Below are 23,363 nucleotides of genomic sequence, written 5' to 3' on the forward strand. Positions count from 1 at the left end.
GGGAGGAAGACTCATGCGACTGAAAAGACTCGCCGCCGCCTCCTCAATCGCGGCCCTCGCGGTAGGAGCGCTGACGGCCTGCACCGGCGAAGCCGGTGCCAGTGGTGACAAGGTGACACTGAAATACTGGCTGTGGGACTCCGCCCAGATGCCCGCCTATCAGACGTGCATCGATGATTTCGAGAAGGAGCACCCCAACATTGAGGTGAACCTCGAGCAGTACGGCTGGGACGACTACTGGACTCAGATCACCGCCGGCATGGTTGCCGAGGCCGCTCCCGACGTGTTCATCGATCACACGAGCCAATTCGGCAAGTTCATGGGGTACGACCAGCTTCTCGACCTCAAGCCCTACATCGAGCGCGACAAGGTCGATTTGGGACAGTACGAACCCGGTCTGGCCGACATGTGGAAAGCGCCCGATGGGGGCATGTACGGTCTGCCGAAGGACTGGGACTCCGAAGCTGTCTTCTACAACGAGAAGATGGTGGCCGATGCGGGATACACGAAAGAGGACCTGTGGAACCTCACGTGGAACCCCGATGACGGGGGAACCTTCGAGAAGTTCATCGCCCACCTGACGATCGACAAGAACGGCGTGCGCGGGGATGAACCGGGGTTCGACAAGAACAACGTCGAAACCTACGGATTCTCGTTCAACGACTCCGGTGCCGGTTACGGGCAGACCCAGTGGTCGCCGTTCTTGCTGACGACCGGATGGACGTATGCGGATAAGAATCCGTGGGGCACGAAGTGGAACTACGCCGATCCGCGGTTCAAGAAGACCCTGCAGTGGTACTACTCGCTGATCGAGAAGGGGTACATGCCGTCGCTGGCTCAGGTGACCTCAGGTATCGGCGCGCTCGATTCCATCAAGGCGGGTGCTTACGCCACGCTGGTTGAGGGCTCGTGGAACACGGCCAACGTCAAGGACGCTGCGGCGAAGTTGCAGGTCATGCCGACCCCGATCGGTGTGAACGGCAAGCGTGCCTCCGTTATCAATTCCGTCGGCGATTCCATCTACAAGGGCACACGGCATCCGGAAGAGGCGTGGGAGTTTGTCAAGTACATGGCAACCCCGCAGTGCCAGAACAAGGTTGCGGAGTACGCCATCGTGTTCCCGTCGATTTCCGAATCGTCGAAGCTGGCGGTGAGCGCCTTCGAGAAGAACGGCTTCGACGCCAAGGCGTTCTCGACCCACATGGAAGAGGGCACGGGCGTGACGTCGCCCGTGACCGATCGGTGGGCCCAGCTGGTATCGATCATGCAGCCCGTCACCGACGAGATCATGTCCGGCGGTAGCGTCGACACCCTCGATCAAGCTGCCGCTCGTGTGAACGAGACGATGAAGAAGTCGATCGGAGTCACCGACAAGAAGAAGGAATAGGACTATCCCTCCTCCTCCCTCACGCGGTGGGACTCGGCCTGAGGCCGGGTCCCACCGCTTTTTTGTTGTGTTTGTGGGTGTGTTGTGTGGTGTGTGCGTGGTCACGTGGTTTTGGTTTGACGGGTGGGGGTGGGGTGGGTAGTGTTTATGCCTGTTGCGCCGTTGAGGGCTTGGCCGGGACTGGTTCTTGTGGATCGGTTGGTGTGGTTGGGTTTCTTGGGTGTGTGGCCTTGTCTGTGGCTGGTCTCCGTGTTTGGGGGTTGGTTGTGGGTGTGGGTGTGTTGTTTGTGTTCTCAACAGTGTGTCGAGTGTTTATGCTTGTTTGGGTACTCGGCCTGACTGTTGCGCTGGTTGTTTGGTTTGGTTGATGCGTGCTCTTTTGTGGGGTGTGTGTTGGCTGGCTGGGTGGTTGGTGTGGTGGTTGTGGTTGGGTAGTCGTTTTATGGTTGGGATCGACTGGTTCTGGCTGGCGTGTGGCTCTGGGGTGTGCTTGCTCTTGTGTGGGTGGGTGTGTTTTGGGGTTGTGTGTTGGTTGGGGTTGGTTTTTTCTGTTTTGTTTTGTTTGGAGAGTTTGATCCTGGCTCAGGACGAACGCTGGCGGCGTGCTTAACACATGCAAGTCGAACGGGATCCGCGTGGCGCTTGTCGTCGTGTGGTGAGAGTGGCGAACGGGTGAGTAACACGTGAGTAACCTGCCCTCTTCTTCGGGATAACTGCAAGAAATTGTGGCTAATACTGGATATTCTGGCCTTGTCGCATGGTGGGGTTGGGAAAGGTTTTTTCTGGTGGGGGATGGGCTCGCGGTCTATCAGCTTGTTGGTGGGGTGATGGCTTACCAAGGCTTTGACGGGTAGCCGGCCTGAGAGGGTGGTCGGTCACACTGGGACTGAGATACGGCCCAGACTCCTACGGGAGGCAGCAGTGGGGAATTTTGCACAATGGACGCAAGTCTGATGCAGCGACGCCGCGTGGGGTGACGGCCTTCGGGTTGTAAACCTCTTTCGCTCATGGTCTAGGCGCATCTTCGGGTGTGTTGAGTTGAGTGGGTAAAGAAGCGCCGGCTAACTACGTGCCAGCAGCCGCGGTAATACGTAGGGCGCGAGCGTTGTCCGGAATTATTGGGCGTAAAGAGCTCGTAGGCGGTTTGTCGCGTCTGTCGTGAAAACTAGGGGCTTAACCTCTAGCTTGCGGTGGGTACGGGCAGGCTTGAGTGCAGTAGGGGAGATTGGAATTCCTGGTGTAGCGGTGGAATGCGCAGATATCAGGAGGAATACCGGTGGCGAAGGCGGGTCTCTGGGCTGTTACTGACGCTGAGGAGCGAAAGCATGGGGAGCGAACAGGATTAGATACCCTGGTAGTCCATGCTGTAAACGTTGGGCACTAGGTGTGGGGGCTGTTGTGGTTTCTGCGCCGTAGCTAACGCATTAAGTGCCCCGCCTGGGGAGTACGGCCGCAAGGCTAAAACTCAAAGGAATTGACGGGGGCCCGCACAAGCGGCGGAGCATGCGGATTAATTCGATGCAACGCGAAGAACCTTACCAAGGCTTGACATGCACCGGATCGGTCCAGAGATGGGTTTTCCTTCGGGTCGGTGTGCAGGTGGTGCATGGTTGTCGTCAGCTCGTGTCGTGAGATGTTGGGTTAAGTCCCGCAACGAGCGCAACCCTTGTCCTATGTTGCCAGCACGTTGTGGTGGGGACTCGTGGGAGACTGCCGGGGTTAACTCGGAGGAAGGTGGGGATGACGTCAAATCATCATGCCCCTTATGTCTTGGGCTTCACGCATGCTACAATGGCGTCTACAGTGTGTTGCGATACCGTGAGGTGGAGCGAATCACTTAAAGGGCGTCTTAGTTCGGATCGGGGTCTGCAACTCGACCCCGTGAAGGTGGAGTCGCTAGTAATCGCAGATCAGCAACGCTGCGGTGAATACGTTCTCGGGCCTTGTACACACCGCCCGTCACGTCACGAAAGTTGGTAACACCCGAAGCCTGCGGCCTAACCGCGTTTGTGGGGGGAGTGGTCGAAGGTGGGACTAGCGATTGGGACGAAGTCGTAACAAGGTAGCCGTACCGGAAGGTGCGGCTGGATCACCTCCTTTCTAGGGAGAATTTTTTTGGTTATACACAACATCATCTTAGTGATGGCGCCTGGTCTTGTTAGGGGTTGGGTGTTGTTGTTGGGGTGGTTTGGGTGTGGATGCTCGGCATGCTGTTGGGTGTAGGGACAACACGTCTGTGCACTGCTGATAGTTCCCTGTTGTTCCGTGTGTCGCCTTGATTGGTGGCGTGCGGGTGTGGGGTGACCGTGGTTGGTGGTGTGTGTTGTTGGCTTCGCTTGTGACTGGTCTCGTTGTTGGGGTTGGTTGTGGGTGTGGGTGTGGTGTTTGTGTGTTGGATAGTGTGTGTGAGTGTCTTTGTGATGCTTGTTTAGCGAGTTTGTTCTTGTTTGTTTTTGGTTTGTTGTGTTTGTTGGTATGGGCGTTTGGTGGATGCCTTGGTACCAGGTGCCGATGAAGGACGTTGCGGCCGGCGATAGCCCCGGGGAGTTGGCGAGTGAGTGTTGATCCGGGGGTTTCCGAATGGGGGAACCTAGCCCGAGTTGTGTCGGGTTGCCACAGGGTGAATTGATAGTCTTGTGGTGGGTGACGTAGGGAAGTGAAACATCTTAGTACCTACAGGAAAAGATATTCCGTGAGTAGTGGCGAGCGAAAGCGGATGATGGCTAAACCGTGTGTGTGTGATACTCGGCAGGGGTTGCATGTGCGGTGTTGTGGGGTCTGCTTGTTGGTTGCTGCCGTGGCCAAGATCCTATCGGACGGTTGAGGTGAAACAGTTGGGATGCTGTACCGGAGTGCGTGAGAGTCGTGTAGCTGGTTGATCGTTTGGTGGGGTTTGAGTGGTGTCCCCGAGTAGCGCGGGGCTCGTGGAATCTCGTGTGAATCTGCCCAGACCACTGGGTAAGCCTGAATACGTCCTGGTGACCGATAGTGGATTAGTACCGTGAGGGAATGGTGAAAAGTACCCCGGGAGGGGAGTGAAAGAGTTCTTGAAACCAAGCGTCTGCAAGCCGTCAGAGCCTGCCTGTGTGGTGGGTGGTGGCGTGCCTTTTGAAGAATGAGCCTGCGAGTTATGATGCGTGGCGAGGTTAACCCGTGTGGGGTAGTCGTAGCGAAAGCGAGTCTGGTAAGGGCGTGTAGTTGCGTGTTGTAGACCCGAAGCGGGGTGATCTACCCATGGCCAGGTTGAAGCGGTGGTAGTACATCGTGGAGGACCGAACCCACCTAGGTTGAAAACTGGGGGGATGAGTTGTGGGTAGGGGTGAAAGGCCAATCAAACTCCGTGATAGCTGGTTCTCCCCGAAATGTATTTAGGTACAGCGTCTCGTGTGCTTGCGTGAGGTAGAGCTACTGGTTGGCTGATGGGCCGTGTTGGTTACTGACGTCAGCTAAACTCCGAATGCGCGTTAAGTTGAGCGGGGCAGTGAGACTGCGGGGGATAAGCTTCGTAGTCGAGAGGGAAACAGCCCTGATCGCCGGTTAAGGTCCCTAAGAGTATGCTGAGTGGGAAAGGATGTGGAGTTGCTGTGACAGCCAGGAGGTTGGCTTAGAAGCAGCCATCCTTGAAAGAGTGCGTAATAGCTCACTGGTCAAGTGGTTCCGCGCCGATAATGTAGCGGGGCTTAAGCATACCGCCGAAACCGCGGCTATACACCTGTGTGGTGTGTGGGGTAGGGGAGCGTCCTGCGTGAGTTGAAGTCGCCGTGTGAGCGTGTGGTGGATTGCGTGGGAGTGAGAATGCAGGCATGAGTAGCGAGTGACAGGTGAGAATCCTGTCCGCCGATAAACCAAGGGTTCCAGGGGCAGGTTTATCCGCCCTGGGTTAGTCGGGTCCTAAGGCGAGGCCGTCAGGCGTAGTCGATGGTTGACCAGTTGATATTCTGGTACCGGCTCATAATCGTCCATGGCGCTCATCAGTGTTGTCTCACCGACGCTACTGCCTGTCTGTGCCCTTTCGGGGGTGTGGGTTGTGTGGTGGTCTTGGTGGGGCATGGGTGGGTTGTCAAGCGTGTTAACAGGGGTGACGCACAGTGGTAGCCTGGCGCGGCGGTGGTTGTCCGTGTTCAAGCCCGCAGCCTGTCTTCTAGGTAAATCCGGGAGGCGTGAAGGGTGAGGGGTGATGGTGGCCCACTTTTTTGTGGGGATAACAGGGTGTGCCTGTGGTGCCTAGAAAAGCCTCGGCGTGAGAGTATGAGCCGCCCGTACCCTAAACCGACTCTGGTGGTTGGGTAGAGTATACCAAGGCGAGCGAGAGAATCGTGGTTAAGGAACTCGGCAAATTGCCTCCGTAACTTCGGGAGAAGGAGGCCCCATGGCTTGAAGCCTGTTTACTAGGCTAGGGCTTGTGGGGGGCACATGTTGGGGGGAAGCGACTGTTTATCAAAAACACAGGTGCGTGCGAAGCCGTAAGGCGATGTATACGCACTGACGCCTGCCCGGTGCTGGAAGGTTAAGCGGAAGACTCAACCTCTTTGGGGGTGAAGGTTTGAAGTTAAGCCCCAGTAAACGGCGGTGGTAACTATAACCATCCTAAGGTAGCGAAATTCCTTGTCGGGTAAGTTCCGACCTGCACGAATGGCGTAACGACTTCCCTGCTGTCTTAACCGCGAACTCGGCGAAATTGCATTACGAGTAAAGATGCTCGTTACGCGCAGCAGGACGGAAAGACCCCGGGACCTTTACTATAGCTTGGTATTGGTGTCTGGTTATGTTTGTGTAGGATAGGTGGGAGACTGTGAGGCCTTCACGCTAGTGGGGGTGGAGTCGGCAAGTGAAATACCACTCTGATGTAATTGGTCATCTCAACCTCGGCCCGTGATCCGGGTCAGGGACAGTGCCTGGTGGGTAGTTTAACTGGGGCGGTTGCCTCCTAAAAGGTAACGGAGGCGCTCAAAGGTTCCCTCAGCCTGGTTGGTAATCAGGTGTTGAGTGTAAGTGTAGAAGGGAGCTTGACTGTGAGACTGACGGGTCGAGCAGGTGCGAAAGCAGGAACTAGTGATCCGGCCATGGCTTGTGGAAGCGTGGTCGCTCAACGGATAAAAGGTACCCCGGGGATAACAGGCTGATCTTGCCCAAGAGTCCATATCGACGGCATGGTTTGGCACCTCGATGTCGGCTCGTCGCATCCTGGGGCTGGAGTTGGTCCCAAGGGTTGGGCTGTTCGCCCATTAAAGCGGTACGCGAGCTGGGTTCAGAACGTCGTGAGACAGTTCGGTCCCTATCCGCTGCGCGCGTTAAGAGACTTGAGGAGGGCTGTCCCTAGTACGAGAGGACCGGGACGGACGAACCTCTGGTGTGCCAGTTGTACCGCCAGGTGCATGGCTGGTTGGCTACGTTCGGGATGGATAACCGCTGAAAGCATCTAAGCGGGAAGCCGGCTCCAAGATGAGGTCTCTATACACTTTTGTGTGGGAGGGTCCCTAGAGATGATGGGGTTGATAGGCCAGATGTGGAAGCTGCGTGAGTGGTGGAGCTGACTGGTACTAATTGCCTGATGACAAACACGACGAGCCATAAATAGACAATGAACACTCTTGTAGCTCACACACGCGTGCCTGTCGCCTGGCCTGTTGTTGGTGGTGGGTGGTGCGTGTGTGGGTTGGGTGTCACAACAGACGTCACACACCCCTAGGCCGTGCCTCCTCTTGTTTTTGTGGGGGGGGTGTGGGGTGTGGCTTGCACACACTATCTGTGGTGTTGCGGCCCTTGTGGTCCGCTGCCCTAGTTTTCGTGACTGTCTCGCGCGTGTGTGTGGGTGGTTGCGTGTGGGTGGTGGGTTGTGGTGGTTGTGTTGTGTGGTGGTCATAGCGGTAGTGTTACGCCCGGTCCCTTTCCGAACCCGGTAGCTAAGCCTGCCAGCGCTGATGGTACTGCACCTTTGCGGGTGTGGGAGACTAAGACGCTGCCACACGACATGACCCACCACAACCCACCACCCATATTTTTATGCCCGCGTGTGCGTGGTGGTGACACAGGGCGGCACGGACATGCATCAACACACATCACGACAACACACACACGAACACACACCACGTCAACACACATGACGACAACACACGCGTCGAGATGTATGAGACACGCGGGGGGGGAGATGAAGCCGGGGCGACACCCAACAAAACGAGGGGCCTGTGCTCGTGGGGCATTGACAGGCGTCCACAGCTAGCTCGCCCCACGTGAACTCGGGGCCACGCCTCGGGTACGCTGGTCACGGTAATCGGACAATGAATAAGGATGAGCGTGAGCGAGTATTCAGATCACCGCGGCTCGCGGGATGACAACTCTTTCGGGCGCGAGCCGCAGTGGCGTAAGCGTCGGGCCAAGGGTGGCGAGGGCCGCGGCGGCCGGAGCTACTCGGACGGCGGCCGCGGGGAGCGTCGGGGTAGCGGTCGTGATGAGCGCTGGAACCGTGGCGATCGCGACGATCGTCGCGGTGGTCGCACCGGTGGCGGTGGGCAGCGCCGCTTTGGGGATCGGCGTGACGGACGCGACCGCAGCGAGGGCGACCGGCGGTCAACCCGACGGTGGGACCGTACCGATGGTGATCGGAGTTCGCAACGGCGCTGGGACGGTAACGATCGGGATCGCTCGCGCCGCGATGGTGGCGGGTGGAAATCTGAGGGTCGTGGTCGCCGCGACGACAATTTCCGCGGTCGCGGGCGGGGGGACCGCCGCGATCGGGACTGGTCGCCGCGCCATGACCGGAGTGATCGGTCGGGCCGTGGGGGCCGCTCGTGGGATCGCCGAGACCGCGATCGCGACAAGACGCGGGAACGTGAACCGCGCTTGCCGGACAAGGTCAACCCGAAGGATCTCGACACCCGCGTGCTCGACGCGCTGGCTCCGCTGAATCCAGATAACGCCGAGCGCGTCGCCAAGCACCTCGTTATGGCGGGCTCGCTGCTCGACGTCGATGCCGAGGCTGCCTACCGTCATGCACAGGCGGCGGTCTCGCGAGCCTCGCGCATCGGCGAAGTCCGCGAGGCCGCGGCGCTAGCTGCGTACGCCTGTGGCAAATACACCGAAGCGCTGCGCGAGGTTCGCACGGCTCGTCGGCTGTCGGGCTCCGACGTTCTGCGCGCTGTCGAGGCGGATTGCGAACGGGGCCTGGGTAAACCGGAGAAGGCGCTCGACATTATTGCCGACACCGATACGTCGGGAATGGACGAGTTCGAGCTCGCCGAACTCGCGATCGTCGCGGCGGGGCGCGTGCCGACATGGAGCAGCATGACGCGGCGCTGATCGTCATCGACGATTTTTTGGATGCTCACTCACTTGAGGACGACGAAGCGCTCGCGCGGCTGCTGTCGGTCAAGGCTGATGTCCTGATGGAACTGGGCCGCGAGGATGAGGCCGATGAGGTCCGCGCTTCGGCGCCGGTGCTTCCCGAGGCCGTGACGATCGTCGATCTCGAAGAGGTCGCCGAGGCAGACACAACCTACGTGGCGTCTGACCTTCACGGCTCGCGCCGCCCGCTCGTCGAGGCTCATGACCTCGTCATGGTCGATCTCGACGGGGTGTGTTACATGGGAACGAACCCGATCGAGCATGCGCGCGACGGACTGCAAGCTGTCCGCGATGCCGGCACAGCCCTTGCGTTCGTCACGAACAACGCGTCGCGCACACCGCAGGCTGTTGTCGATCACCTCGCGACCTTCTCGATTTCGGCCCAGCCCGACGAGATTATGACGGCGGCGCTCGACGGCGTCGAGATCCTGAAGGACAAGCTGCCGCCGGCGGCGAAGGTCCTCATCGTCGGTGGCGAGGGCGTCCACGAGGCCGTTGAAGCGGCCGGTTTCACGATCGTGACATCGGCTGATGACAAGCCGGCCGCGGTCATTCAGGGTTATGCTCCCGACGTCGACTGGGTGAAGATGAGCGAAGCGACCTATGCGATTAACGCGGGCGCGGCCTATGTGGCGACAAATCTCGATGCGACGCTGCCCACTGAACGTGGCTTCGCCATTGGTAACGGGTCACTCGTCGCCTGCGTCTCGAATGCGACTGGCGTTAAGCCGTATGCGGGAGGTAAGCCCTTCGCGAGCATCTACCGCCGTCCCGTCGAACGCGCCGGCGCATCCCACCCCCTCGCGGTGGGGGACCGGCTGAATACCGATATTCGCGGTGCACGGGCCGCCGGCTACCGGTCGCTGCACGTGCTCACGGGGGTTTCGAATGCGCGCGATGTCGCCTTAGCGGAGCGCGAGGAGCGCCCGGATTTCTGGGTCTCGATCTTCGCGCGCTCGGGCAGCCGCATCCCGGTGCGGTGAAGAATCCGACCAAGGAATGGACCAGCGGAGGATCCGCGGGATTCCGTGTCGATCACGAGGGCCACGTGCTGCGTGACGGCGATGCGCTGAGCACGGATGCCCTCGTCCTCGATCTTCCCGACTACCGCGCGTTTATCGCGGCGGTGTGGGAAGCGCGCGACAACGGCACGTATGTCGATCTTCCGGCCGAGATCACCGTCGTTGAGGCTTACCCCGACGTCGAAGATACGGTCGAGGGGACGGCTGCCGAGAGCGATGGCGATAGCACGGTAGTCGATCGGGAGCCTGAACCGGCCGAGAACCGCGATGACAGCTCTGAGGCCGTCGAGGAAGAAGGACGCGATGCCGAGGAGAGCGCCGATCAATGAGTGAGGCGCCGCGTCCGAGCGAGCACATGTTCGCCCCCTCCGCGCCCACGGGCCAGCCGATCGATCGGGTCGGCGTGCTCGAGGACGTGGAGGACGGCGACGTGGACGCGCTCATCGCGGCATTGACGAGAATCCACGCGGAACTGAGCGCGGATTTCGAGGCGGCACGCTGATGGGGCGGTTGCGGCGACTTGATTCCGAGATGGTGCGCCGAAATCTAGCCCCGTCGCGCACGCGTGCCTCGCAGCTGATCAACGCCGGGAGGGTCAGCGTCGACGGGCAGGTCGCGAGCAAACCTGCGCGCCAGATCGATCCGGCGCAGGCCATCGTCGTCGCCGAGACGACCGATCCCGACTTTGCCTCGCGCGGCGGTTACAAGTTGGCGGGTGCGCTCGACTATCTGGGCGCTGCGGCGCCGCATATTGAGGGACGGATATGCCTGGATGCCGGCGCGTCTGCCGGCGGATTCACCGACGTGTTGCTGCGACACTCGGCGGCCAAGGTTTACGCCGTTGACGTGGGATACGGGCAGCTGGCCTGGCGATTGGCGTCAGATACGCGGGTTGACGTTCGCGACCGGACGAACGTCCGCCTGCTCACCCCCGAGGACTTCGACCCGCGGCCGAGCCTCGTTGTCTCCGACCTCTCCTTTATCTCGCTGACCCTCGTGCTGGCACCCCTGGTGAACGTGTGCACGCAGCAGGCCGACCTCATCGTCATGGTGAAGCCGCAATTCGAGATCGGGAAGGACCGGCTGGGCGCCGGGGGCGTGGTGCGCGATCCAGCCGATCACATTGCCACGGTCACGCGGGTGGCAACGTGTGCGTGTTCGCTCGGACTCACCGTCGCCCATGCTGCCCCGTCACCGCTGCCGGGACCGGCGGGAAACGTCGAGTATTTCCTCCACCTCGTGAAGGGATCGGCCACGACGGCGACGTCGGCGGACGATCTGGGCGATATGATCGCGGCGGCGGTGAAAGACGGACCGGCGGGAGGCGGGGAGCGTCTATGACAACGCGGTGCGTGATGATCCTCAGCCACGTGAGGCGGCCCGAGGCCGCGACCTACGCCGAAACCGTCACGACCCATCTCGAGCGTGCCGGCGTCGCGTGCGTTGGGCCCGACGATACGACGTCCCCGATCGAACTGGTCCTCGCTCTGGGCGGAGACGGGACGATGCTTGCGGCCGCGGAAAAGGCGCGTGCGCGCGATGTGCCCCTGCTCGGGGTGAACTTCGGACACATGGGCTTCCTCACCGATGTCGATGCCGATGCTCTCGGCAGCGTCATCGACGCGATTGCTCATCGCTCCTACGACGTGTCCACCCGGATGGCCCTCGACGTCACGCTGACCCGATCTGACGGGACACACAGTATGGACTGGGCGTTCAATGAGGCGGCCATCTTGTCCCTCATGCGCGCCCAGCCTGCCCACCTCGGAGTCGGTATCGACGGGCGCGGAATCTCGACCTACGGCGCCGACGGCGTCATCGTCGCCACGCCGACAGGTTCGACGGCCTATTCCTTCTCGGCGGGCGGCCCGATCGTGTGGCCCGACGTCGAGGCGGTCGTCATGGCGCCGGTGTCGGCTCACGGTCTGTTCACGCGTCCCCTCGTCATTTCGCCGTCGTCCGTCCTCGAGGTCTTCGTCCTTCCCGACCAGCCGTCGGGAGTGGAGGTGTGGTGCGACGGGCGACGCCGGCTGACCGGGGGACCCGGTTCGACGATCCGGTCGACGAAGTCGCGCACGCCCGTGCGCCTGGCCCACGTCTCGGATGTGCCGTTCTCGGGTCGGCTCGTGCGCAAGTTCGATTTGCCGATCAAGGGATGGAGGATGCACGCCGATGATTGAGGACATCGATATCCGTAATCTCGGCGTCATCGAACACGCCCACCTTCGGCCCGGCCCGGGGTTGACCGTTCTCACGGGCGAGACGGGGGCCGGCAAGACGATGGTGCTGACGTCGATTGGCCTGCTCATGGGCAAGAAGGCCGACACCGGGCACGTACGCCACGGCGAGGACGTATGTGGCGTCGACGGCGTGTTCACCGAGCCGGCGGGCGGGCCCGCGCACGAGGTCGTCGCCTCGGCGGGTGGGTACACGGATGACGACGAGGTGATCCTCGGGCGCACGGTGCCGCGGCAGGGACGTTCGCGCGCGGTAGCCGGTGGCCGCTCCGTTCCGGCGGGGATCCTGGCCGAGGTCGGTGCACACCTCGTGACTGTGCACGGCCAAACCGACCAGCTGGCGCTGCGATCGGCCGGCGAACAGCGCCGACTCCTCGACGATGCCGGCGACGCTGAGCACGCTCGACTTGTGCAGACCTATCGCCAGGCGTGGCGGGACTGGTCGGCGGCGCGAGAAGCTGCTGAGCAGGCACGTGCGAGCGAGGCCGATCGCGAGCGCGAAATGGCGGCGCTACAGGCGGGCCTCGATGTTCTTCACGACCTCGACCCCGCGCCGGGCGAAGATGATGTGCTGGTCGGCGAGATCGACCGGCTGGCCAACGTCGAAGACCTGCGCATCGCCGCGACGACGGCGCACGCGGCCCTGTCGGATCCCGGCGACATGGGCGCGGACTGCTTGAGCGTCTTGGGTGAGGCCCAACGCGGCCTCGAGCGCGTGAGTGACCTCGACGCGGAGCTGGGCGAATATGCGGCCTCGCTGCGCTCCTCGGCCCTCGTCCTCCAAGATGTCGCGACATCCCTGGCCTCGTACCTCGACGATCTGTCGGCAGACCCGCGGCTGTTGGAGGCCAAACAGCAGCGGCTCGCGGATTTGCGGCGCGGGCTTGCGCCCTACGCGACGGACGTGTCCGATTTCCTGGAGTGGGGGACGCGGGCGCGAGAGCGAGTGGCACAGCTGGCTGATCCCGATCACTCGGTCGAGGCGTACGACCAGGCCGAACGCGACGCGCGCGAGCGGCTCGAAACCGTTGCCGCTGAGCTGACGCAATCGCGCCGCGCCATCGCCAGCGAGCTTGTCGATGACGTTACCGATGAGCTGGCCTCGCTAGCCATGACCGGTGCGGGATTCGTCATCGAGGTCGCGCCGGGAAACCTCACGGCAGCGGGTGGTGACGAGGTGAACTTCGGGTTGACCGACCCGGAGGGGCGAGTGCGGCCGCTGGGATCGGGGGCATCCGGTGGTGAATTGTCGCGAATCATGCTGGCGCTCGAGGCCGCCCTCATCGATCGTCGCGACCCCGTTGGTCGCCCCACGCTGATTTTTGACGAGGTTGATGCCGGTATCGGCGGGGCGACGGCCAGTGCTGTCGGATCGCGCCTCGCGCGTTTGGCCGAGCGCTATCAGGTGATTGTCGTGACCCATCTCGCCCAGGTCGCGGCCTACGCCTCGACGCATCTCGTCGTCACTCGAACGGGAACGACGACGAGCCTACGCGACGTCACCGGAGACGAGCGTGTCGGTGAGATCGCCCGGATGCTCTCGGGTGAGACGGACTCGGACGTGGCGCGTGCCCACGCGGCCGAACTCCTGTCCTCGCGCGTAATGGCATAATTGCGGGGTGAGTGTGTTTAGGCGAGAAGATTCCTCGGCGAGCGCGGGTGCCGATCAGCGCGTTCGCGTGGACCGAAAAACCAAGAACCTCACTCGACGCCTAGAAGCCGGCGACGTCGCTGTCATCAACCACTCAGACATCGACAGAGTAGCGGCCGAGGCACTCGTCGCGTGTCAGCCGGCGGCGGTGCTGAATGCGGCGCGCTCGACGAGCGGGCGTTACCCGAACATGGGGCCGTCGATCATCGTGGATGCGGGGATCACCCTCATCGACGACCTCGGCACCGACATCATGGCGTTGAAGGAATTCGACAAGATCCGCATTGAGGGCGATGCGGTCTATAACGAATCGGGAGACCTCATCGCCGAGGGCACCCGACAGACCGAGGCCACGATCGAGACTAACCTCGAGGAGGCCCGCGCCGGCCTGTCCGTTCAGATCGAGGCCTTTGCGGCGAACACGATGGAGTATCTGCGCCGCGAACGCGATCTCCTCCTTGACGGCGTCGGCGTACCGCACGTCAAGACCGTCTTCCAGGATCGCCACGCCCTCATCGTCGTACGGGGATACCACTTCAAAGAGGACCTACAGTCGCTCAAGGCCTATATTCGCGAATACCGGCCCCTGCTCATCGGGGTCGACGGTGGGGCTGATGCGATCCTCGATGAGGGCTTGACCCCCGACATGATTATTGGCGACATGGACTCCGTGTCGGATCGCGCCCTGCGGTGCGGGGCAGAAATCGTCGTTCACGCCTACCGCGATGGGCGGGCACCGGGAACCATTCGTTTGGACGACAAAGGCATCGACTACGTCCTGTTCCCGGCGACGGGGACGTCCGAGGACGTTGCCATGCTCATGGCCGACGAGCTCGGAGCAAAGATCATCGTTGCGCTCGGCACGCACGCGACGCTCGTCGAATTCCTCGACAAGGGCCGCGCCGGCATGGCCTCGACCTTCCTCACGCGCCTGCGCGTCGGCTCGAAGCTCGTTGACGCCAAGGGCGTGTCGCAGCTGTATCAGCCGCGCATCTCGACGAAGCAGGCCGGCCTATTCGTTCTCATCGGCATTATCGCCATCATCACGGCGCTTGCGGTCACCCCGGCCGGCCAGGCGCTTTTCGGCGTCCTCGACATCTACCTATCGAGTTTCTTGTCGTTCCTGCGTAGCCTCATCGGGCTGTCGCCTTCGGGGACCTAAGGAGAGGTTGTACAGACGTGATCGACTTTCGTTACCACCTGGTGTCGCTGATGGCGGTCCTTGTCGCCCTCACCATCGGGGTGATTCTCGGAGCGGGACCCCTTCAGGGGCCGCTGTCGGACACACTGACCGGACAGGTTGACAAGCTTGCCGAGCGTCAAAGCGAACTCACCGACACCAACGCGCGGTTGGACAAAGCGGTGACGCAGGGCCAGGAATTCATCGAGGGAACCTCGGCACACACGGTCGCGGGCACCCTCAGCGATGTTCCCGTCGCGCTCGTGCGCACGTCCGATGCATCCGACAGCGCGGTTGACGACATTTCCCGACTGCTCGGGGCCGCAGGCGCCAAGGTCACGGTGACGGCCCAGCTCGAGCCCGCGTGGTTCAGCGAGGACGGCGCCGCGACTCGCTCGGCGGTGGCCAAGCGTGCCAGCGGCTACCTCGGCGACGCTGTCTCGGCGACGAGCTCAGACGCGGACGTCTTGTCGACCGCCTTGGTGCGGGCGATGACGACAAAGGACGACAACACAACGGTCCTACGTGACCTGCTCGGCAGCGAGGACGGGAAACTGGTGACGATCAGCGGCTCGGAGCCGGCTCAGGCGGTCGTCTTGGTGACGGCCACCCACGCGGATCTCGGCCAAGACACCGCTGAAGGCAAGGATGAGACGATGATCCGCTCGACGACGCGCGTCATCGGTGCCCTCGACGGGTCCGGACTGGTTGCCGGCGACGCGACGAGTGACAAGGACTTCGTCTCGCTCGTGCGTCATGCCTCCGTCAGTGTGGCGACCACCGATTCCATCTCGACCTCGCGAGGCCGGGTCAGCGCTATCCTCGGCTTGGCGGCCGCGCGAGCGGGCAAACCGGCGGCATTTGGTACGGGCGTTGGTGCGACCCAGCTGGTGCCGGAGGTGGCAGCGTCGTGAGCGCACGACACGTTCTCTACGGCGTCGCCGGCGCGCTTGTGGCCCGACGACTGGTGAGCAAGCGCATTCACCTTGAGGGGCCGCACCTCGAGTGGGAGCGGCAGAATTATGCCGGGCGCACGGTATCGCTGGAGGGCGGGGTCGTCACCGCCGCGGGTCTCACCGCGCTGGGGATACCGACCGCCCTCATCTCCGGTCACGTCGGTGCCGCCCAGCTGGTGGCTGCCGGTGCCGGCGGCGTTCTCGGCTACGTCGACGACACTGAGACGGACCCCGGCGCGGCCAAAGGATTTGCCGGGCATCTGGGGGCGCTCGCACGTGGCGAGGTGACGACGGGAGCGCTCAAGATCCTCGGTATCGGCGCGGGAGCAGCCGCGGCGGCCGTCGCGCTGGCACGCCGGCGCGGCAACGGTTCGGTGCTTGACTGGACCATCGACACGATCCTCATCGCGTCCTCGGCCAACGTCGCCAATCTTCTCGATCTGCGCCCCGGTCGCGCGCTCAAGACGGCCGCAATCGTCGCCGCCGGGTTGGCGCGACGCGATGACGCCGGTGGTGCGCTCGCGGCGGGTACGCTCGCGATCAGTGTCGCGCAGCTGCCCGGCGACCTCGATGAGCGCGAGATGCTCGGAGACACCGGTGCGAACGCCCTGGGGGCGACGATCGGCGTCGCGACGGCGGCGGCGCTGCCTCCGGCGCGCGAGTGTGCGCGGCCGGCATCGCCGTGGCCGCCATGGTCGCCTCTGAGAAGATCTCGTTCTCGCGCGCGTCATCGAAGCCACCCCGCTCCTGCGTCACCTCGATTCTCTGGGACGCCGCGCGGATGCCTAAGCGCGCCGTCCTCGGCCCCCTCGTGGGGGCCGCCGGCCTCATTTCGGTGCTGACCCTATCGGCACGCGTCGTCGGCTTCGTTCGCTGGTTCGCTCAGTCGGCGTGGTGTGGCACCGGCGAATTCGCCAACGCTTACGCCTCAGCGAACCAAATTCCCAACGTCGCCTATGAAGTGGCCGTTGGGGGAGCGCTCGCCGGGATGACGATCCCTCTCATTGCCCAGCCTCTGGGCCGGGGAGAGCGGGCACGAGCCGATCACATCGCCTCGGTCCTGCTCACGTGGGTCCTCATCATCTTGGTGCCTCTGGCCCTTATCGTCTGGGCGATCGCGCCGATCATCGGGCACGCCATGCCGACACCTGCCGGAGCGAATCCCGAGGCTCAAGTCGAACTCATCACGACGTTTCTGCGCGATCTTCAGTGCCCAGATCCCCCTTTACGGAATCTGTGCCGTCCTGACGGGGACGCTCCAGGCTCACGAGAAATTCCTGTGGCCGGCACTCGTCCCGCTGCTGTCGTCCATCAGCGTCATCGCCACCTATGCGCTTTTTGGGTGGCTCAGCGGCGGCCACCACGAGGTCATGCAGGTGACGACGCCACAGGTCATGGTGCTCGGGTGGGGCACGACGCTGGGCGTGGCCATGCTGAGCGTGCCGCTGTTCCTTCCCGTCGCGCGACTGGGCGTTCGCCTGCGTCCCGGATTGCAATTGCCACGTGCGGACGTTCGTCGCGCGCTTGGCCTCGGAGGCGCCGCGCGTCATCGGATTGGTCGCCCAACAGATCGCCGTCCTCGTCGTGCTCCTCGTCGCCCGTCGCTATGGCGGCCCGGGAACGTTGCCGGTGTACCAGTATTCGCAAGCCGTCTACCTGCTGCCCTACGCCGTCGGCGCGGTGCCGATCGCGACGGCGATGTTCCCGCGGTTAGCCAAAACTCTCGATGACCCCGCATGTTTTGCCGCGTGGTGCCGGCACTCGACAGGTCTCGTCGCTTCCTTCGGATTCGCCGGGGGGGTGCTGCTGGCCACGCAGGCCCGTGCCGCCGAAGACGTATTCGCGACGATCAACCCCGTGCCGGGAATGCGTGAGGGGCTGCTGGCCATGGCCCCGGGCCTGGCCGCGTATGCGCTCATCTACCACCTCACGCGGGTGCTCTACGCCCTATCGGCATCGCGCGCGGTCGTCGTGGGAACGTCAACCGGCTGGATCGTGGTCGGTGTTGGCTCGTTCGTCGCGCGCCCGGTTCAGCGAGGGCGCGGCCAGCCGCGAGGTGACGACGATGGTGAGCCTCGGCCTGGCCCAGTCCGTGGGCATGATCCTCGGCGCGGGGATTCTTCTCTTTTACCTTGCGCGCCAGCGGCCTGACGCGCTGTCGTCCTTTGGCCGTACCTGCGCGCTATGTCTTGTCGCCGCCGTCATCGTCATTCCCCTGGCCTGGGGACTCCAACACCTGCTCGTCGGCGATTCGTCGTCGCTCATCGCCGCGCTCGCGCGCTCACTCATCGGTATCGTCGTCACCGCCGTTATTTGCGGTCCCGGTCTCGTGCGGGCGCTGCGTGCGAAGGCGCTGTAGGCGGCGACTAGGGAGGTATACATGCGGATCGTTGAAGTCGTTGGAAGCGCCGAGGGGGGCATGGCTGCGCACGTGCGCCAGGTCGTCGAACTCACCCGCGATGCCGGCAACGACGTCATCTTGGCGGCTCCGGCGAGTTTCCGGGCGGCTGATTCGATTCGCCGCATCGACGTCGAGATTGGCGATCGTCCGGGGGCTGAACTAGTGACGGCACTGCGTCGGCTCCGCCGCGTTGCCCGCGGCGCTGACGTCGTGCACGCCCACGGCATCCGCTCGTCGTTCGTCGCCGCGCTCGCGCTGCCTCGTCGGGTCCGGCTCGTCTCGACGTGGCATTCCGTGCCGGGTGGCGACGGGCGCTCGCGCGTGAGTGAGGTCATGATGCACGTCGTCGCTCGCCGAGCCGCGGTGGTCTTGACTGTGTCGGAGGCGTTGGGGGAGCGCGCTCGCGGTTGCGGCGCTCGCCGCGTCGAGCGTGCCCTCGTGCCGCCGCCGAGCGTGAGCGACGGGCGTATCGAGCGCGCCCGCGCGGCGGGGATCGCTCGCGCGGATCGCGAGATCCTCACGATCGCCCGCCTCGCCCCGCAAAAAGGGATCGATCTGGCGGTCGAAGCCTCTGCTTTGCTCGCGGCCTCGGGATGCCACCATGCGTGGCACATTTGCGGCGACGGTCCCCTGCGAGCCGAAACCGAGGACGCGATTGCGCGCAGTGGCGCGCCCGTCCATCTCGATGGACACTGCGACGACGTCGCCTCCCGGCTCATGCGGTGCACGGTCTTTGTCCAGACATCGCGCTCCGAAGGCCAACCTGTCGCCGTTCAAGAAGCGCTCGCCGCCGGATGCGCCATCGTCGCTACCGACGTCGGCGGGACGCGAGAGGTTCTCGGCAACGCGGGCGAGATCGTGGCCACCGATGCCCACGCCCTCGCCCGAACTCTCTCCACACTCATGGGTGACGAGGAAGGCCAGGCGCGGCTGCGACAGCTCGCACGCTCGAGGGCGACGAGGCTGCCGAGACCAGCAGACGTCTACGCCCAACTCGAGCGGATATATGCGGGCCGCCCGGACACTGATGCACCCGCAGGCGCACACCCAGGGCAGGAGTGACTGATGATCCGCGACACTGTTCAGGACGCCGAGGTGAAGAAGAGCGCGACGATCTACCGCGGTGCGGTCTTCTCGTTCCGCTCCGACGAGATCTCTCTCGACGACACAGCCGAGCCGCTTACCCGCGATTACATCCATCACCCGGGAGCCGTCGCCATCGTCGCGCTCGCCGAGGGCGAGAACGGACCCGAGATCTGCCTCGTCAACCAGTACCGCCACCCCGTCGGCATGCGGCTGTGGGAGGTTCCGGCCGGCCTCACCGACGTTCCCGATGAATCGCTCGTGAAAGCGGCTCAGCGCGAACTGGCCGAAGAAGCGGGGCTCGGCGCCCGCCGGTGGGACACGCTCGCCGATTTCTATACCTCGCCCGGGTGCACGAGCGAAGCGCTGCGGATCTTCCTGGCTCGTGACCTGTACGAGACCGCCGCCGAGGGCTTCGTACGTGAGGGAGAGGAGGCCGACATGGAATGCCGCTTCGTGCCCCTGGCCGAGGTCATCGAGGCTATCTTGAGCGGGCACGTGCACAACCCGTCTCTGCTCGTCGGAGTCCTCACGACCGCTCACGCAATCACGTCTGGATTCGTCGGGCTGCGGCCCGCCGATGCGCCGTGGCAGGCCGATCGCGCGATGCCGGGTGACGCCGTGTGAGAGTCCCCACCCGGCGACGCGTATTTACTTAAGTGCGTCGTTGCCAAATTGGGTTTAGAGTGGTGAGCGACCACACGCCGAGGACATGACGCGCAGCAAGGAGGGATCGTGAGCGAGTCCGAACCCACCCGCCAAGCGGTCCTCGATCTGGTCATCGAAAAAGGCCCCGTCACCGCCGCCGTCATGGCGAAGATCCTCGGCCTGACGACGGCGGCCGTGCGCCGACACATCACCTCGCTGGAGGACGACGGGATGATCGCCGTCTACGAGGGCCAGGCATCGACCAAGCCGCGCAAACGCGGCCGCCCTGCCCGTCACTACGTCGCCACGGGCAAGGGACACACGGGCCTGTCTGACGGCTATTCCGACCTCGCGCGCAAAGCCATGGGCTACATCGCCCAGATTGCCGGCGACGAAGCCGTCGATTCGTTTGCCGCCGCGCGCTCGCGCGTCATCGAGCGGCGCTATGCCCCGCTCGTGCGCGACGCCGGGCCCGATCCGCGCGCGCGGCGCTCGCGCTCGCGGACGCGTTGACGGCGGATGGATACGCCGCGACGATCCGTGACGTCGGCGATGGCGGATTCGTCATTCAACTGTGCCAGGGGCATTGCCCCGTGCGCGATGTGGCCGGGGAATTTCCCCAGCTGTGTGAAGCCGAGACCGCGGCATTTGCGCGTCTGCTCGACGTGCACGTGCAGCGTCTCGCCACGTTGGCCGACGGTGACCACGTCTGTACGACGTCGGTTCCCGTCGCCTTACCGACACCCCGCAGGCGCCATTCCCATCAGGAGCGCTAGGGCGTGCGGATGTATCAGGAAGGAAAATAGATGACATCGTCTCCGCCGGTTATGGCGACGTCCGAAGAAAAGGAACGTGCCGACCAGCAGATCATCGACTCGATCGGAACGACCTACGATTACGGCTGGCACGACTCCGATGCCGCCGGCGAGGCCGCTCAGCGTGGTCTCAACGAGGACATCGTTCGTTCCATCTCGGCTCAAAAGAACGAGCCCGAATGGATGCTCAAGCGTCGCCTCAAGGCACTGACTGTCTTTGATCGCAAGCCCATGCCGACGTGGGGGCCGGACCTGTCGAACCTCGACATGGAGTCGATCAAGTACTTCGTGCGCTCGACGGACAAGGTGTCGAACACGTGGGAGGCCCTGCCTGAGGAAATCCGCAACACGTACGACCGCCTGGGAATTCCCGAGGCGGAACGCAATCGACTGGTCGCCGGGGTGGCCGCGCAGTACGAATCCGAGGTCGTCTACAACCAGATTCACGAGGATCTCGAGCGTCAGGGCGTCGTCTTCCTCGACACCGATACCGCGCTGAAGGAACACCCCGAGCTGTTCCAGGAATACTTTGGCCGGGCCGTTCCCGCCGGTGACAACAAGTTCGCCGCGCTGAATACGGCCGTGTGGTCGGGTGGATCGTTCATCTACGTCCCCAAGGGCGTCCACGTCGAGATCCCGCTGCAGGCCTACTTCCGGATTAACACCGAGAACATGGGGCAGTTCGAGCGCACCCTCATCATTTGCGACGAGGACTCCTACGTCCACTACGTCGAGGGCTGCACGGCGCCGATCTACTCGACCGACTCCCTTCACGCGGCCATCGTCGAGATCTTCGTCAACAAGGGAGCCCGCTGCCGCTACACGACCGTCCAAAACTGGTCGAACAACGTCTACAACCTCGTCACCCAGCGCGCCGTGTGCGCCGAGGGCGCGACGATGGAGTGGATCGATGGCAACATCGGCTCGAAGATGAACATGAAGTACCCCTCGGTGTACCTGACGGGTCCCCACGCGCGTGGTGAGGCGCTGTCGATCGCGTTCGCCGGCGAGGGCCAGCACCAGGACACGGGCGCCAAGATGATCCACATGGCTCCGCGTACTTCCTCATCGATCGTGTCGAAGTCCATTTCGCGCAACGGCGGGCGTTCGTCGTACCGTGGTCTCGTCCAGGTCAACGAGGAAGCGCGCCACTCGAAGTCGTCCGTGGTCTGCGACGCCCTGCTCGTCGACCAGATCTCGCGTACCGATACCTACCCCTACGTCGACGTGCGCACCGACGACGTCGAAATGGGACACGAGGCGACGGTGTCGAAGGTCAGCGAGGATCAGCTGTTCTACCTCATGAGCCGCGGCATGACCGAGACCGAGGCGATGGCGATGATCGTGCGTGGCTTCGTCGAGCCGATCGCGCGCGAGCTCCCCATGGAGTACGCCCTCGAACTCAACCGTCTCATCGAACTGCAAATGGAAGGATCGGTGGGCTAGTGTCCGAGATCTCCATCACCCAGGACAAGGCTGCGTCCTCGCGCGCCGATCGCGCCAGTTCCTTCGAACTAGCCGATCTGCCGGTTCCGACCGGACGAGAAGAGGATTGGCGTTTTACCCCGATCGAGCGGGTGCGCGACCTGTTTGATCCCGCGACCTACGGCGGAACCGTCCTGCCGACGGTCGAGGGACCTGACGCGGTCACAGTCGAAGAGGTTGAGCGCGGCGATGAGCGGCTGGGTCGCGTCCAGGCCCCCGGCGATCGCACGAGCGTCGTCGCGTGGAACACGTTCGAGCGCGCATGTGTCCTCACGGTTCCTCGAGGCGCGCAGGTGGACGAGCCCATCTACGTGCGCTATGCCGGTGCGCAGCGCGGTGCTCCGCAGGCTAGCCACCTCGTCATCGACGTTGCCGCCGACGCGTCGGCCCAGATCATCCTCGAACACACCGGCTCGCTCGTCATGAATGGCACCGTCGAGGTCAACGTCGGCGAGAACGCGTCGCTCGAGCTCGTTTCCTTGCAGGAATGGGACGCCGAAGCCGTGCACGCGTGCGCGCACCGGATGAACATCGGTGGCGGGGCGAAGCTCAAGCACGTCGTCGTCACGCTCGGCGGCGAGACCGTGCGCCTGACCCCCGACGTCAACTTCGTGGGCGAGGGGGCTGAGGTCGAGATGCTCGGCCTGTACTTCACCGACACCGATCAGCACCACGAGCACCGGCTCTACGTCGACCACGACCTGCGCAATTGCCGCTCGCGCGTGACGTACAAGGGTGCCCTCCAGGGGCAGCGTGCCCACGCGGTGTGGATCGGCGACGTCCTCATCGGCTCCGGCGCCTTCGGCACGGACTCCTACGAGCTCAACCGCAACCTCGTTCTCAACGAGGGGGCGAAAGCCGACTCGGTGCCGAACCTCGAGATCGAGAACGGCGATATCGAGGGAGCCGGTCACGCCTCGGCGACCGGTCGATTCGACGATGAACAGCTGTTCTACCTCATGAGCCGCGGCATGGATGAATCGACGGCCCGCAAGCTCGTCGTCCACGGGTTCTTTGCCGAGCTCATCCATCAGATCGAGATTCCCCACGTCGAGCAGCGGCTGCTGGATGCGGTCGATGCGGAACTCGAAGCGGGGGGCAATCTGTGAGCTTTCAGCACGCCTGCTCAACAGCTGACATCGGCCCGGCCGAGGCCC

At 63.4% G+C, this 23,363-nt stretch carries 17 protein-coding genes, 3 rRNA genes and 3 pseudogenes; all 23 read left to right on the forward strand.

Going from position 1 to position 23,363, the window contains the following annotated elements:
• Window positions 1-13 precede the first annotated feature (13 nt).
• The 23 genes and pseudogenes from H8R18_RS03495 (at window position 14) to sufD (ending at window position 23,315) form a co-directional block, all read left to right on the forward strand.
• Window positions 14-1,387 (forward strand): ABC transporter substrate-binding protein, encoded by a 1,374-nt coding sequence (locus tag H8R18_RS03495; RefSeq protein WP_191072269.1) that lies wholly within the window; start codon window positions 14-16, stop codon window positions 1,385-1,387.
• A gap of 559 nt (window positions 1,388-1,946) precedes the next feature.
• Window positions 1,947-3,487 (forward strand): 16S ribosomal RNA (locus H8R18_RS03500).
• A gap of 363 nt (window positions 3,488-3,850) precedes the next feature.
• Window positions 3,851-6,951 (forward strand): 23S ribosomal RNA (locus H8R18_RS03505).
• 287 nt (window positions 6,952-7,238) lie between these two features.
• A 5S ribosomal RNA gene (gene rrf / locus H8R18_RS03510) occupies window positions 7,239-7,355 on the forward strand.
• Together the 16S, 23S and 5S rRNA genes form the textbook arrangement of a ribosomal RNA operon.
• Window positions 7,356-7,681: 326 nt before the next feature.
• Entirely contained in the window at window positions 7,682-8,683 is a 1,002-nt protein-coding gene (locus tag H8R18_RS03515) for a hypothetical protein (protein ID WP_194189380.1), read from the forward strand.
• A complete protein-coding gene (locus H8R18_RS03520; RefSeq protein WP_227712868.1) occupies window positions 8,659-9,711 on the forward strand; it encodes an HAD hydrolase-like protein in 1,053 nt (350 codons plus the stop codon). The genes H8R18_RS03515 and H8R18_RS03520 overlap by 25 nt, the downstream gene beginning before the upstream one ends.
• A complete protein-coding gene (locus H8R18_RS09155; protein WP_227712869.1) occupies window positions 9,708-10,079 on the forward strand; it encodes a hypothetical protein in 372 nt (123 codons plus the stop codon). Before H8R18_RS03520 ends, H8R18_RS09155 begins: the two co-directional genes overlap by 4 nt.
• On the forward strand, window positions 10,076-10,252 hold the full coding sequence (locus tag H8R18_RS03525) for a hypothetical protein (protein WP_191070747.1): 177 nt from the start codon (window positions 10,076-10,078) through the stop codon (window positions 10,250-10,252). Before H8R18_RS09155 ends, H8R18_RS03525 begins: the two co-directional genes overlap by 4 nt.
• Window positions 10,252-11,091: a TlyA family RNA methyltransferase gene (locus H8R18_RS03530; RefSeq protein ID WP_191070748.1), complete on the forward strand. Its 840-nt coding sequence runs from the start codon at window positions 10,252-10,254 to the stop codon at window positions 11,089-11,091. Before H8R18_RS03525 ends, H8R18_RS03530 begins: the two co-directional genes overlap by 1 nt.
• A complete protein-coding gene (locus H8R18_RS03535; protein ID WP_191070749.1) occupies window positions 11,088-11,930 on the forward strand; it encodes an NAD kinase in 843 nt (280 codons plus the stop codon). The genes H8R18_RS03530 and H8R18_RS03535 overlap by 4 nt, the downstream gene beginning before the upstream one ends.
• Window positions 11,923-13,599: a DNA repair protein RecN gene (recN, locus tag H8R18_RS03540; RefSeq protein ID WP_191070750.1), complete on the forward strand. Its 1,677-nt coding sequence runs from the start codon at window positions 11,923-11,925 to the stop codon at window positions 13,597-13,599. Before H8R18_RS03535 ends, recN begins: the two co-directional genes overlap by 8 nt.
• A 7-nt stretch (window positions 13,600-13,606) precedes the next feature.
• Entirely contained in the window at window positions 13,607-14,800 is a 1,194-nt protein-coding gene (steA, locus tag H8R18_RS03545; protein WP_191070751.1) for a putative cytokinetic ring protein SteA, read from the forward strand.
• 17 nt (window positions 14,801-14,817) lie between these two features.
• A complete protein-coding gene (locus tag H8R18_RS03550; protein WP_191070752.1) occupies window positions 14,818-15,732 on the forward strand; it encodes a copper transporter in 915 nt (304 codons plus the stop codon).
• Window positions 15,729-16,616, forward strand: coding sequence for a hypothetical protein (locus H8R18_RS03555; protein WP_194189381.1), 888 nt, complete (start codon window positions 15,729-15,731; stop codon window positions 16,614-16,616). The genes H8R18_RS03550 and H8R18_RS03555 overlap by 4 nt, the downstream gene beginning before the upstream one ends.
• Window positions 16,556-16,915, forward strand: a pseudogene (locus H8R18_RS09915) (MATE family efflux transporter); the annotation flags it as partial. The gene H8R18_RS03555 and the pseudogene H8R18_RS09915, both read left to right, overlap by 61 nt.
• 103 nt (window positions 16,916-17,018) lie before the next feature.
• Window positions 17,019-17,240 (forward strand): annotated as a pseudogene (locus H8R18_RS09920) (lipid II flippase MurJ); the annotation flags it as partial.
• Between the two features lie 37 nt (window positions 17,241-17,277).
• Window positions 17,278-17,925 (forward strand): MATE family efflux transporter, encoded by a 648-nt coding sequence (locus tag H8R18_RS09520; protein ID WP_265087397.1) that lies wholly within the window; start codon window positions 17,278-17,280, stop codon window positions 17,923-17,925.
• Window positions 17,873-18,133 carry a hypothetical protein gene (locus H8R18_RS03565; RefSeq protein ID WP_194189383.1) on the forward strand — a complete coding sequence of 87 codons (261 nt, stop codon included), beginning with the start codon at window positions 17,873-17,875 and terminating at the stop codon, window positions 18,131-18,133. The genes H8R18_RS09520 and H8R18_RS03565 overlap by 53 nt, the downstream gene beginning before the upstream one ends.
• Window positions 18,134-18,154: 21 nt before the next feature.
• Window positions 18,155-19,237 (forward strand): glycosyltransferase family 4 protein, encoded by a 1,083-nt coding sequence (locus H8R18_RS03570; protein ID WP_191070755.1) that lies wholly within the window; start codon window positions 18,155-18,157, stop codon window positions 19,235-19,237.
• A 3-nt stretch (window positions 19,238-19,240) separates the two neighbouring features.
• On the forward strand, window positions 19,241-19,885 hold the full coding sequence (locus tag H8R18_RS03575) for an NUDIX domain-containing protein (protein ID WP_191070756.1): 645 nt from the start codon (window positions 19,241-19,243) through the stop codon (window positions 19,883-19,885).
• A 105-nt stretch (window positions 19,886-19,990) separates the two neighbouring features.
• Window positions 19,991-20,682 (forward strand): annotated as a pseudogene (locus H8R18_RS03580) (helix-turn-helix transcriptional regulator).
• 30 nt (window positions 20,683-20,712) lie between these two features.
• Window positions 20,713-22,167, forward strand: coding sequence for a Fe-S cluster assembly protein SufB (gene sufB, locus H8R18_RS03585; RefSeq protein ID WP_276529462.1), 1,455 nt, complete (start codon window positions 20,713-20,715; stop codon window positions 22,165-22,167).
• The gene (gene sufD, locus H8R18_RS03590) at window positions 22,167-23,315 is read left to right on the forward strand and encodes a Fe-S cluster assembly protein SufD (protein WP_227712870.1); all 1,149 of its coding nucleotides are present in this window, start codon (window positions 22,167-22,169) and stop codon (window positions 23,313-23,315) included. Before sufB ends, sufD begins: the two co-directional genes overlap by 1 nt.
• Window positions 23,316-23,363: the final 48 nt, after the last annotated feature.

Origin of the sequence: Nanchangia anserum, from assembly GCF_015240065.1 — a bacterium.
In the GTDB taxonomy this organism is placed as follows: Bacteria; Actinomycetota; Actinomycetes; order Actinomycetales; family Actinomycetaceae; genus Nanchangia; species Nanchangia anserum.

Bases quoted from the DNA above. Each gene is read 5' to 3' on its own strand.
- H8R18_RS03495 (WP_191072269.1), top strand. From the start codon at position 14: ATGCGACTGAAAAGACTCGCCGCCGCCTCCTCAATCGCGGCCCTCGCG.
- H8R18_RS03520 (WP_227712868.1), top strand. From the start codon at position 8,659: ATGGAGCAGCATGACGCGGCGCTGATCGTCATCGACGATTTTTTGGAT.
- H8R18_RS03525 (WP_191070747.1), top strand. From the start codon at position 10,076: ATGAGTGAGGCGCCGCGTCCGAGCGAGCACATGTTCGCCCCCTCCGCG.
- H8R18_RS03530 (WP_191070748.1), top strand. From the start codon at position 10,252: ATGGGGCGGTTGCGGCGACTTGATTCCGAGATGGTGCGCCGAAATCTA.
- H8R18_RS03535 (WP_191070749.1), top strand. From the start codon at position 11,088: ATGACAACGCGGTGCGTGATGATCCTCAGCCACGTGAGGCGGCCCGAG.
- recN (WP_191070750.1), top strand. From the start codon at position 11,923: ATGATTGAGGACATCGATATCCGTAATCTCGGCGTCATCGAACACGCC.
- H8R18_RS03565 (WP_194189383.1), top strand. From the start codon at position 17,873: ATGATCCTCGGCGCGGGGATTCTTCTCTTTTACCTTGCGCGCCAGCGG.
- H8R18_RS03570 (WP_191070755.1), top strand. From the start codon at position 18,155: ATGCGGATCGTTGAAGTCGTTGGAAGCGCCGAGGGGGGCATGGCTGCG.
- H8R18_RS03575 (WP_191070756.1), top strand. From the start codon at position 19,241: ATGATCCGCGACACTGTTCAGGACGCCGAGGTGAAGAAGAGCGCGACG.
- sufB (WP_276529462.1), top strand. From the start codon at position 20,713: ATGACATCGTCTCCGCCGGTTATGGCGACGTCCGAAGAAAAGGAACGT.